10 protein-coding genes and 1 pseudogene are annotated in these 11,403 nt (G+C 73.9%); 8 read left to right on the top strand and 3 right to left on the bottom strand.

Annotation, left to right across the window (positions count from 1 at the left end; genetic code table 11):
* Nucleotides 1–205: 205 nt before the first annotated feature.
* The 3 genes from N8I86_RS17290 to N8I86_RS17280 all read right to left on the bottom strand — a co-directional run bounded on the left by N8I86_RS17290 (nt 206) and on the right by N8I86_RS17280 (nt 3,995).
* Entirely contained in the window at nt 206–877 is a 672-nt protein-coding gene (locus N8I86_RS17290; protein ID WP_123437579.1) for a response regulator transcription factor, read from the bottom strand.
* A gap of 284 nt (nt 878–1,161) precedes the next feature.
* A complete protein-coding gene (locus N8I86_RS17285; protein WP_263278161.1) occupies nt 1,162–2,505 on the bottom strand; it encodes a sensor histidine kinase in 1,344 nt (447 codons plus the stop codon).
* A 254-nt stretch (nt 2,506–2,759) separates the two neighbouring features.
* Nucleotides 2,760–3,995, bottom strand: a complete 1,236-nt coding sequence (locus N8I86_RS17280) for a sensor histidine kinase (RefSeq protein ID WP_263278160.1) — start codon at nt 3,993–3,995, stop codon at nt 2,760–2,762.
* A gap of 233 nt (nt 3,996–4,228) precedes the next feature.
* Here N8I86_RS17280 and N8I86_RS17275 point away from each other — a divergent pair, with 233 nt between their 5' ends.
* From N8I86_RS17275 to N8I86_RS17240, 8 genes and pseudogenes are all read left to right on the top strand, one after another.
* Nucleotides 4,229–4,648 carry an NADH-quinone oxidoreductase subunit A gene (locus N8I86_RS17275; protein WP_073901522.1) on the top strand — a complete coding sequence of 140 codons (420 nt, stop codon included), beginning with the start codon at nt 4,229–4,231 and terminating at the stop codon, nt 4,646–4,648.
* The gene (locus N8I86_RS17270) at nt 4,639–5,286 is read left to right on the top strand and encodes an NADH-quinone oxidoreductase subunit B (RefSeq protein WP_073901520.1); all 648 of its coding nucleotides are present in this window, start codon (nt 4,639–4,641) and stop codon (nt 5,284–5,286) included. Before N8I86_RS17275 ends, N8I86_RS17270 begins: the two co-directional genes overlap by 10 nt.
* Nucleotides 5,283–6,889, top strand: a pseudogene (locus tag N8I86_RS17265) (NADH-quinone oxidoreductase subunit C). Before N8I86_RS17270 ends, N8I86_RS17265 begins: the two are co-directional and overlap by 4 nt.
* Nucleotides 6,886–7,854 carry a complex I subunit 1/NuoH family protein gene (locus tag N8I86_RS17260; RefSeq protein ID WP_263278159.1) on the top strand — a complete coding sequence of 323 codons (969 nt, stop codon included), beginning with the start codon at nt 6,886–6,888 and terminating at the stop codon, nt 7,852–7,854. Before N8I86_RS17265 ends, N8I86_RS17260 begins: the two are co-directional and overlap by 4 nt.
* On the top strand, nt 7,855–8,406 hold the full coding sequence (locus N8I86_RS17255) for a NuoI/complex I 23 kDa subunit family protein (RefSeq protein ID WP_073901514.1): 552 nt from the start codon (nt 7,855–7,857) through the stop codon (nt 8,404–8,406).
* A complete protein-coding gene (locus tag N8I86_RS17250) occupies nt 8,403–9,020 on the top strand; it encodes an NADH-quinone oxidoreductase subunit J family protein (protein ID WP_073901512.1) in 618 nt (205 codons plus the stop codon). The genes N8I86_RS17255 and N8I86_RS17250 overlap by 4 nt, the downstream gene beginning before the upstream one ends.
* A complete protein-coding gene (gene nuoK, locus N8I86_RS17245; RefSeq protein ID WP_123437583.1) occupies nt 9,020–9,409 on the top strand; it encodes an NADH-quinone oxidoreductase subunit NuoK in 390 nt (129 codons plus the stop codon). Before N8I86_RS17250 ends, nuoK begins: the two co-directional genes overlap by 1 nt.
* Complete coding sequence (locus N8I86_RS17240; protein ID WP_263278158.1) at nt 9,406–11,400, top strand: NADH-quinone oxidoreductase subunit 5 family protein; 1,995 nt, start codon at nt 9,406–9,408, stop codon at nt 11,398–11,400. The genes nuoK and N8I86_RS17240 overlap by 4 nt, the downstream gene beginning before the upstream one ends.
* Nucleotides 11,401–11,403 lie beyond the last annotated feature (3 nt).

Raw genomic sequence — 11,403 nt, 5'->3', positions numbered from 1 at the left:
CAGGGTCGCCTTCCCGGTGGCATCCGTGGAACGGATCACATTTCGAGACGGCCGGTCGCACCGGGTCCCCATGATGTCCCGCGCAGTCCGGGCACCGGCCGAGGCGCTCCCCGCGGGTCCCGCGGGTCCCTCCTTCCGCTCCCGTCCGGGTACCCCGTTCGCCGGGGTACCTCGAGGGGCGGCCGGCGCGCCGCGGGCCCGTCCGTCACGAGTTCAGATAGGTGAGAACGGCCAGAACCCGACGGTGGTCGCCGTCGCTCGGGGCGAGGCCGAGCTTCAGGAAGATGTTGCTGACGTGCTTCTCCACGGCGCCGTCGCTGACCACCAGCTGCCGGGCGATCGCCGAGTTCGTGCGCCCCTCGGCCATCAGCCCGAGCACCTCGCGCTCGCGCGGGGTCAGTCCGGCCAGCACGTCCTGCTTGCGGCTGCGGCCGAGCAGCTGCGCGACCACCTCCGGGTCCAGGGCAGTACCCCCCTGCGCGACCCGCACCACCGCGTCGACGAACTCCCGCACCTCGGCGACCCGGTCCTTGAGCAGATAGCCCACACCGCGGCTGGATCCGGCCAGCAGTTCGGTGGCGTAACGCTCCTCCACGTACTGCGACAGCACCAGCACCCCGAGCCCCGGGTGCGCCTTGCGCAGCGCCACGGCCGCCCGCACACCCTCGTCGGTATGGGTCGGCGGCATCCGCACGTCCGCCACCACCACGTCGGGCAGCTCCCCCTGCGCGTCCAGGTCGGCGATGGTCTTCACCAGCGCGTCCGCGTCCCCGACACCGGCGACCACGTCGTGCCCGCGGTCGGTCAGCAGCCGGGTCAGCCCCTCCCTGAGCAGCACCGAGTCCTCGGCGATGACCACCCGCACCCTGTCCTCCATGATCTTCCGGCCCCCCGAGCCCGATCCCGTGACGACGTCCGTGCCGGACGCGCGTCCGTACGAAGGCCCAGCATTCCAGCATTCGGGCCGCACCGCCGCCGCGCCCGGGCGGCGCGGGCGGGGAGGAAGGCGGTGCGGGTCTCGCGGCTCGCGGCTCGCGGCTCGGGGCCTGGGGCCTGGGACGCGGAGGCCTGCGGGGCCCGAGGGCCCGGGGACGCGGAGGCCTGGGGGCCTCGGGACTCGGGAGCTTCGGGGGCTTCGGTGCTTCGCGGGGGTACGAGACGTCAGGCGGTCGTCCGCCAGGGCAGTTCGGCGATCACACGGGTCGGGCCGCCGGCCGGCGAGTCGACCACGAGGACGCCGTCCACCGCGTCCAGCCGGCCGGCGAGCCCGGCCAGACCCGAGCCGCGGGAGACGTCCGCGCCGCCCACGCCGTCATCGATCACCTGGAGCATCAGCCGGTCCTCCGCGCGCCACACGTCCACCGACGCGGACCGGGCCCGGCTGTGCTTGCTGATGTTCTGCAGCAGCTCGGAGACCGTGAAGTAGGCGATGCCCTCGATGGCCGGGACCGGCCGGGCGGGCAGGTCGACCTCGACCCGCACCGGCACCGTGCAGCGGGAGGCGACCGCGGACAGGGCCGCGTCCAGGCCGCGGTCGGTCAGCACGGCGGGATGGATGCCCCGGGCGAGATCACGCAGCTCCTGCAGGGCCGTCTTCACCTCGCCGTGCGCCTCGTCCACCATGCGCGCCGCCGCCTGCGGGTCCTCCCGGAGCTTCTCCTTCGCCAGCCCCAGATCCATGGCCAGCCCGACCAGCCGCGCCTGCGCCCCGTCGTGCAGGTCCCGCTCGATGCGCCGCAGGTCGGCGGCGGCCGCGTCGACCACGACCCCGCGGTCCGACTCCAGCTCCACCACCCGCGCCGACAGCCGCGACGGCCCGAGCAGCCCCCGGACGAGCAGCCCGTCCACGGTCGTCAGCGCCCGTACGAGCCAGGGCGTGGCCAGCGTGAAGAGCAGCCCGACCAGACAGGTCACGGCGATCTCGAAGGGGTTGTCGAGATAGACGCTGTGGTGCGCGTCGCCGTAGAGCTGCACCCCGCCGGTACCGGCGTACGCCGGGAACACCCAGAACCACAGCGGGTAGCTCAGCAGCGACCAGCCGACCGTCCAGAAGCTCACCGCCACCGAGAACGCGAACACCGCCCACGGGAACTGCACCACCGCGTACAGCAGGTGCCGCCAGGAGCTGCCGCTCTTGAGGACCGCGCCCATCCAGGCCAGGGCACCCGGCTTGGCCGTCCGCAGCGGTTCCGGGTCGGCCACGTCCACGCCCAGCAGCGCGCGTGCCCGCGCCCGCTCCAGGACGCCGAAGCCCCGGCAGCCGGCGAGCGCGACCGCCAGCACCGGGATGCCGAGGAAGGTCACCAGCAGCCCCGCCCCCAGCGGCACCATCGCCACCGCCCAGGTGAACAGGACGATGGAGACCGGCAGGCTCAGCAGGACATGGCCGAACTCGCGCAGGGTGCGTGCCTCGAACGGCGCCCGCAGCGCCGCGGGCAGCCGGTGACCGGTGCCGGCGGGCCGGTCGTGCCCTCGCCCGTACCGCTGTCCGTACTCCGTGGCCATCGAATGTCGTTCCGTTCTCCTCGTCCGGGCGGCCGCTCCGGCCGTGTCTCCAGGGTCGTGCGCGCCGCCGCGCGGAGCCATGAAGGCCGTCGGCGTCTTGGGCCGGGGGTTTTCCCCACCCCCGGCGCGCGACGCGGTCGGAGCGGGCCCGACGCGGTCGGAGCGGGCCGCGCCGGGAGACGACGGCGGGGCCGTACGGCTGATCCGTACGGCCCCGGCCCGGCGTGCGCGCGGACCGCGCGCGGGAGGCGCGGCTACGCCTTCCGGTCCCGCCACGGCAGCTCCGCGGTGACCACCGTCGGGCCGCCGTCCGGCGAGTCGACGACGAACAGGCCGTCCACCGCGCCCAGCCGCTCCGCCAGCCCCCGCATACCGCTGCCGCCGTCGAGCCGCGCACCGCCCCGGCCGTCGTCCTGGACCTGGATGAGCAGCCGGTCCGCCGACCGCCACACGTCGACCGAGGCGGAACGCGCCCCGCTGTGCTTGCTGACGTTCTGCAGCAGCTCGGAGACCGTGAAGTAGGCGATGCCCTCGATGGCCTCGGCGGGACGTGCGGGCAGGTCCGCGGTCACCTTCACCGGCACGGTGCAGCGGGAGGCGACCGACGACAGGGCCGCGTCCAGGCCCCGGTCCGTGAGCACCGCCGGATGGATCCCCCGGGCCAGGTCGCGCAGCTCCTGGAGGGCCAGCTTCACCTCGCCGTGCGCCTCGTCCACCATCGCCGCGGCGGCGTCGGGGTCCTCCAGCAGCTTCTCCTTGGCCAGCCCGAGCCCCATGGCCAGGTTGACCAGCCGGGCCTGCGCGCCGTCGTGCAGGTCCCGTTCGATCCGGCGCAGATCCGCCGCCGCCGTGTCGACCACGACCCCGCGGTCGGTCTCCAGTTCGGCGATACGGCGTTCCAGCTCGTCCGAGGGCGACAGCAGCCCCCGCACCATCGCCCGGTCGACGTTGGTCAGCCCCCGCGCCAGGTACGGCAGCACCGGCCACAGCACGAACAGCGACACCAGCACGGTGCAGAAGGTGAGGATGCCCCAGGGCAGCCTGACGGCGTCGTACAGCAGCGTCCGCCAGCCCACCGGGTCCTTCAGCGCCATCCACAGCCGTGGCACGGGGCCCCCGCTCCGGGCGAGCGGCAGCGGCGTCGGCTCCTCCACCCGCATCCCGAGCAGTTTCCGGGCCCGGGCCCGCTCCAGCTTGCCCAGCTGCCGGGCGCCCAGCAGGGCGAGCGCGAGCAGCGGCAGTCCGATCACCGTCAGGGTGAGCGCGCCCCCGGTGGCCAGCGCCGTCACGGCGTAGACGAAGCCGAACACCGCCACCGGCAGGTTCAGCAGGAGATGCGCGATCTCCTTCCAGGTGTACGGGTCGTAGGCCGGCCCGAGCGGACGAGGACGGTCGGCGCCGTCGGTCCGGTCGGCGCCGTCGGTCCGGTCGGGGCCGTCGGTCCGGCCGATGCCGCCGAAGCGGCCGGCGGCGGAGCTGGGAGCGGTCATACCGGTCAGCCTGCCGTGCCCGGCACCCCTCGCGCCATGCGGTACGCCGCCCTCCGCCGCCTGGGGAAAACCCCACCCCGGTCCCGGCCGGGGCGCCCGCGCACGTCTCACGCCGTGACGGGCTGCTTACCGGTTCTTTATCAGGGCCTAGACTCCCGTGCGTACAGATCCTCGAATGATGTCGCATCACAGAGTTCACGAAGGTCACGAGGTCAGGGAGCGAGGGGCGGACCGTGCGGGAGACGTTGGGGGACTCGACGATCGCCACGGCGAACGTCGTCGCGGCCGGCTACTTCCGGTCCTATGCGGTGGTGGGACTGCTCGCCGTCGTCGGTGTGCTGTTCGTCGCGGTCGCCTTCGGTGCCGGCCGCCTGCTGCGCCCGGTCGTGCCGACCCCCGAGAAACTCCTGACCTACGAGTGCGGCGTCGACCCCGTCGGCGAGGGCTGGGCGCACACCCAGGTCCGCTACTACGTCTACGCGTTCCTGTACGTGATCTTCGCGGTCGACTCGATCTTCCTGTTCCCCTGGGCGACGGTCTTCGCCGCCCCCGGTTACGGCGCGACGACCCTCGTGGAGATGTTCATCTTCCTCGGCTTCCTCGCCGTGGGCCTGCTGTACGCATACAAGAAGGGCGTCCTGGCATGGACGTGAACCCCTCGGCCGCATCCGTTCCCCCGGGGCCCGAGCCCGTCGCGCTGCCCGAGCCTGTCGCGCTGCCCGAGCCCAAGCGGCTCGGCACTCTGGCACGCCTCGCACCCGAGCCGATGAAGGTGGTCCTGAACTGGGGCCGCCGCTACTCGCTCTGGGTCTTCAACTTCGGGCTCGCCTGCTGCGCGATCGAGTTCATCGCCGCGTCCATGGCCCGGCACGACTTCATCCGGCTCGGCGTCATCCCCTTCGCCCCGGGGCCCCGCCAGGCCGACCTGATGATCGTCTCCGGCACGGTCACCGACAAGATGGCCCCGGCCGTCAAGCGCCTGTACGAGCAGATGCCCGAGCCGAAGTACGTCATCTCCTTCGGCGCCTGCTCCAACTGCGGCGGCCCCTACTGGGACTCCTACTCCGTCACCAAGGGCGTCGACCAGATCATCCCGGTGGACGTCTACGTCCCCGGCTGCCCGCCGCGCCCCGAGGCGCTGCTCCAGGGCATCCTCAAGCTCCAGGAGAAGATCGCCCGCGAGTCGCTGGGTGAGCGGTACGGCACCGGGTCCGACCGGCCGTCCGCGGCCGCCCTGCAGAGTGGCCTGGTGAAGCCCCCGGCCCCGGCCGCCGAGGGGGACGCCCGATGAGCACCGTCGGCTGGCTGCCCGCCCCCGCGGAGGAACTCTTCGGCCCGGACGCCACGGCCGAGGAGTCGTACGGCGTCCTCACCGTGGACGTACCGCCGTCCTCCTGGCTCACCGCCCTGGACACGGCCCGTACGACCCTGTCCTGCACCTACTTCGACTGGCTGAGCGCGGTCGACGAGCCCGGCACCGGATTCCGCGTCTCCGCCCACGTCGTCGCGCTGGACCCGGTCCGCCGGCTCCTGGTCCGCACGACCGTGCCGCACGAGGCACCGGCGCTGCCCTCGGCCGTCGGCGTCTACGCGGGCGCCGCCTGGCACGAGCGCGAGACCCACGAGATGTTCGGCGTCGACTTCGCCGACCACCCGGGCCTGGAGCACCTGCTGCTCCCCGAGAACTTCGAGGGCCACCCGCTCCGCAAGGACTTCGTCCTCGCCGCCCGTGTCGCCAAGGCCTGGCCCGGGGCGAAGGAGCCGGGCGAGTCCGACCACGGCGGCCCCAAGCGGCGTCAGATGCTGCCCCCGGGCGTTCCCGACCCGAACGAGTGGGGCCCGCTCAAGGGCCAGCTGCCCCCGGCCCCCGCCCGCCCGGCCCGGGGAGCGGCGGGCGCGGCGGGCGCGGCGGGCGCGGCGGGCGAGCGCCCGGCCCGCGCGGCGGCCGGCGACCGTCCGGTACGGCGCGCCCGCACGGCGGCGCAGGGATCCGCGAGCCAGACCGAGGAGACCGGGGCGGTGGCCGGCGCGGCCGAAGCCCCGGGAACCACCGAGCCCGGGACCCCTCGGGCCTCCGGTGCCGCCGGAGCGGCGCGAGCCGGTGGAGCCGCCGCCCGACCGCGCCGGACGCGGAGTGCGAGCGAGGGCTCGGCGAGCCAGTCGGCCACGCCGGCCGAGAGCGCGGTGCCGGGCGGAGACACGGCGCCGACCGGGGCGCGGCACCTGCCGGGGATGCCGTATCCGCATCCGCTGAGGACGCGGCGACGCGGAAGGAGGCCGCGGCCGAGGGCGACGCCACCCAGGCGGCGGCGTCCGGACCGGCCGCGGAGGCCTCGGTGGCGCACGAGCCGGGCACGCCTTTGGCACCGTCCCGCCCGCGCCGCGCCCGCAGCGCCTCGGAGGGCTCGACGTCCCAGCGCACCGAAGCCGGGCCCGCCGCGCCGACGGAGAAGACGGCGAAGACGGAGCAGACGGAGCAGACGGAGCAGACGGGGCCGACCGGGCCCGCGGAGCCGGGTACCCCCGCGGCTCCCGCCCGCAGGGCCGCCGCGCCGCGCAGCGCGGACGCCCCCTGGCACCACGCCCGCCCGGCGTTCGACGAACCGGCGCCCGAGCCGCAGCCGGGGGAGAAGAAGGCGGAGCGCGCCGAAACCCCGGCGCCCGAAGCCCCGGCTTCCGGGAGCCCGGCACCGGAGGCGCCCGCTTCAGGGAGCCCGGTCTCCGAAAGCCCGGTCTCCGAAAGCCCGGCCCCCGAAAGCCCCGAGCCCGGCAAGCGCACCCCCGAGGACTCCGGGCCGCGGGACCCCCACGACCCCGACCCGCAGGACCCCGACCCGCAGGACCCCGCTCCAGAAGACCGCACCCCTGACGACCCCACAGGAGGCCCGCAGTGAACGACGTGCTGGACGTCGCCCTGCGACTCCTGACCGTGTTCGTCGTCTTCCTCACCTTCCCGCTGATCGTCGGCCAGACCGAGCACAAGGTGATGGCGCACATGCAGGGCCGGCTCGGCCCGATGTACGCGGGCGGCTTCCACGGCTGGGCCCAGCTCATCGCCGACGGCGTGAAGTTCGCGCAGAAGGAGGACGTGGTACCGGCCGGCGCCGACCGCCGCGTCTTCCAGCTCGCGCCCGCCGTCGCCCTGCTGCCCTACCTCCTCGTCCTGCTCGCCATCCCGATCGGCCCGAGCGAGGGCGCCGTCGGCCAGGTCCTCGACGCGGGCGTGTTCTTCGTGCTCGCGGTGATGGGCGTCGGCGTGCTCGGCTCGCTCATGGCCGGCTGGGCCAGCGCGAACAAGTTCTCCCTGCTCGGCGGCCTGCGCACGGCCGCCCAGCTGCTCGCCTACGAACTCCCGATGCTGCTGGCGGCGGCCTCCGTCGCCATGGCCGCGGGCACCGTCTCGCTCCCCGGCATCCTGCACGGCTTCCACTGGTGGTGGGTGCCCTGGCAGCTCGTCGGCGCGGTCGTCTTCTTCGTCGCCGGACTCGCCGAACTCCAGCGCCCGCCCTTCGACATGCCCGTCGCCGACTCGGAGATCATCTTCGGCGCGTACACCGAGTACACCGGTCTGCGCTTCGCCCTGTTCCTGCTCGCCGAGTACGCGGGCATCGTCGTCCTGTGCGGCCTGACCACCGTCCTCTTCCTGGGCGGCTGGCACGGCCCGTGGGGCACCGACGGCCTGGGCTGGGTGTGGACCCTGCTGAAGACCGCGACCCTCGCGTTCGTCGTCATCTGGCTCCGCGTCACCTACCCCCGGCTGCGCGAGGACCAGCTCCAGAAGCTCTCCTGGACCCTCCTCGTCCCCCTCTCCCTCGCCCAGATCGCCCTCACCGGCATCGTCAAGGTGGTGATCTCCTAGATGGCCCCGATCCCCGGCTCCGGCCTCGCCAAGGGCCTGGCCGTCACCCTCCGCACGATGACCAGGAAGACGGTCACCGAGCAGTACCCGGACGTCCAGCCCGAACTCCCGCCCCGCACCCGCGGGGTGATCGGCCTGTTCGAGGAGAACTGCACGGTCTGCATGCTCTGCGCCCGTGAGTGCCCCGACTGGTGCATCTACATCGACTCCCACAAGGAGACGGTCCCGCCCGCCGCCCCCGGCGGCCGTGAGCGCAGCCGGAACGTCCTCGACCGGTTCGCCATCGACTTCTCCCTGTGCATGTACTGCGGTATCTGCATCGAGGTGTGTCCTTTCGACGCGCTGTTCTGGTCCCCGGAGTTCGAGTACGCCGAGACCGACATCCGCGAACTCACCCACGAGCGGGACAAGCTGCGCGAGTGGATGTGGACCGTCCCGGCTCCGCCCGCCCTGGACCCCGGCGCGGAGGAGCCCAAGGAGATCGCCGCCGCCCGCAAGACCGCCGAGAAGCTGGCCGCCGCGCAGGCCGAACCGGGGGAGGGCGCGTCATGAACCACGCAGCAGCCGTGAGCCTCGCGGCGGCCCCGCCCGGCTTCCTGTCCCCGACCGGCGTCGAGATCGCCTTCCTCCTCGTCGGCCTCGTCACCCTCGGCGCCGCACTGATCACCGTCACCACCCGGCAGCTGGTCCACGCGGCCCTGTGGCTCGTGGTCGCACTCGGCGGCCTCGCCGTGGAGTACCTGCTGCTCACGGCCGAGTTCATCGCCTGGGTGCAGGTCCTGATCTACGTCGGTTCCGTCGTCGTGCTCCTCCTGTTCGGCCTGATGCTCACCCGGGCCCCCATCGGCCGCTCGCCGGACGCCGACTCCGGCAACCGGTGGGCCGCCCTGGCCGTCGCGACCGCCGCCGCGGCAGCCCTGGTGTGGGTGGTCGTCGACGCCTTCCGCGCCACCTGGATCGACCTGGACGGACCGCCCGCCGGCACCACCCGCGTCACCGGCCAGAGCCTCTTCCAGAACTGGGTCCTGCCCTTCGAGGCCCTCTCCGTCCTGCTGCTCGCGGCCCTGGTCGGCGCGATCGTCCTGTCCCGCAAGGCGAAGGCGGACGCGAGCGCCGCACCCGGGGCCACCGCGGACACCCCGGCCGAGAAGGAAGGCGCCCGCTGATGCACCTCGCCTATCCCGCCGTACTCTCCGCCCTCCTCTTCTGCACCGGCCTCTACGGCGTCCTCGCCCGCCGCAACGCGATCCTGGTCCTGATGTCGGTCGAGCTGATGCTCAACGCCGTCAACCTCAACCTGGTCGCCTTCGACGTCTGGCTCAGCCGCGTCGCCAAGGAGACCCTGCACTCCGGCCAGGCGCTGACCCTGTTCACGATCGCCATCGCCGCCGCCGAGATCGGCATCGGCCTGGCGATCGTGCTCGCCGTCCACCGCAACCGCGGCACCGCCGACATCGACAAGCTCCGCGACACCGCCGAGGGCCCCGAGACCGGCGGCCCCGACATCGCGGGCCCCGGCTCCTCCGCGGCCGAGAAGGCTGAGGCCACCGCGTGACCACGACCACCCTCGCCGTCCTCGTCCCCCTCCTGCCGTTCCTCGGCGCCGCGGCCGGCCTGCTGCTGGGCCGCACCGCACCCGGCTTCGTCCGCCCGCTCGCCGTGCTGCCGCCCCTCGGGGCGCTCGCGCTGGCCGCGCTGGTCGCCGCCCGGCAGGCCGGCGGTCCCGCCATCGAGGCCCACACCGAGCTGACCCCCACCGGCTCCGTGCCGATCGACCTGGCCCTCGACATCGACGGCTTCGCCGCGCTCGTCGCCGTCCTGGTCGCCTTCGTCGCGACCTGCGTGCAGATCTACTCGACGGGCTACCTGCGCGACGACCCGCGCTACCCCTCGTACGCGGCCCTCGTCTCCCTGTTCACCTCCGCGATGCTGCTGGTCGTCTACTCCGGTGACCTGATCGTGCTGCTGGTCGGCTGGGAAGTCATGGGCATCTGCTCCTACTTCCTCGTCGGCCACTACTGGGAGACCCCCGAGGCCCGCGCCGCCTCCCTGAAGGCCTTCCTCGTCACCAAGCTCGGTGACGTGCCGTTCCTCATCGGTCTGTTCGCCCTCGGCACCGACGCCGGGTCCTTCCGCATCACCCGGGTCCTCGGCACCGTCGCGAGCGGCGGCCTCGACCACCCGACCGTGATCGCGCTGCTGCTCCTCGCGGGCGTGGCGGGCAAGTCGGCGCAGTTCCCGCTGCACACCTGGCTGCCGGACGCGATGGCCGGTCCGACCCCCGTCTCGGCGCTCATCCACGCCGCCACGATGGTCGCCGCCGGTGTCTACTTCGTCGCCCGTCTCCTCCCCGTCTTCGAGGCCTCCTCGGCCGCGATGGTGGTCCTCGCCGTCATGGCCGCCGTCACGATGGCCGGGTCCGGTCTCGCCGCGCTCGCCCAGGACGACATCAAGCGCGTCCTCGCCTACTCGACGATCGGCCAGCTCGGCTACATGACCGGCGCCCTCGCCGTCGGCGACCGCGGCGCCGCCGTCTTCCACCTCCTGTCCCACGGCGCCTTCAAGGCCCTGCTGTTCCTCGCGGCCGGCGTGATCATCCACGCCGCCGGCACCAACTCGCTGGCCGCCATGTCCCGCATGCACGGCCTGCGCGACCGCGTCCCGGACGCCTTCTGGACGATGACCGTGGCGCTGCTCGCGCTCGCCGCGATCCCGCCGTTCAGCGGCTTCTTCTCCAAGGAGTCCGTCCTCGGCGCCGCGGAGCACGCCGCCGGCGGCCACGCCGCGCGCGTGCCCGGTGCCGCCGGCTGGATCGTCCTCGTCGCCGGCCTGGTGGCCGCCCTGCTCACCGCCGCCTACGCCACCCGGCTGTGGCTGCTGGCGTTCCGCGGCAAGGGCGCCGAGGCACCCGACCACGGCCGTCAGCCGCTGACGATGACCGTCGTGCTCTGGGTCCTCACCGTCCCCTCCCTGGCCTTCGGCGGGCTCGCCTACCGCTCGCTGCCCGGCTGGTTCGACGGCCGCGACCTGACCCCGACCCTCCTCACCTCGATCTTCGGCACGGGCCTCGCCGTCGTCGGCGGACTGCTCACCTACGGCGCCTGGCAGCGGACCACCGCGCTCGCCGCCCGCGCCCCGCTCGGCGCGGTCGCCGCCCACCCCGAGGCCGACGCCGGACTGGTCGAGGCCGAGGCCATCGCCACCCACGAACCGGCCTACGGCGACATCGCCTACGCACCCGACCTGGCGGACCCGGCACGACTGCTGCTCGGCCCGCTGCGCCGGCCAGCGGCCGCCGGCTTCCACCTGGACGCGGTGTACTCGGCACTGTTCGTCCGCCCGGTCCAGGCCGGTGCGAGTCTCGTCCGGTTCCTCGACCGCGAGGTCGTCGACACCTACGTACGCGCCGCGGCCGCCCTGCCCCGGCTGCTCGGGGCCGCCGTACGGCGTGCGCAGACCGGCAATGTGCAGACCTATGTGAGCGCGCTGCTCGCCGGCACCGTCGTCCTGGCGGTGGCCGTCGTCCTCGTCGCCACGGGAGCGTGAGCA

Source organism: Streptomyces albidicamelliae, assembly GCF_025642175.1.
GTDB classification, from domain to species: Bacteria; Actinomycetota; Actinomycetes; order Streptomycetales; family Streptomycetaceae; genus Streptomyces; species Streptomyces albidocamelliae.
The sequence above is the reverse complement of the archived record's forward strand: the minus strand, read 5'-3'. Positions and strand labels throughout refer to the sequence as shown.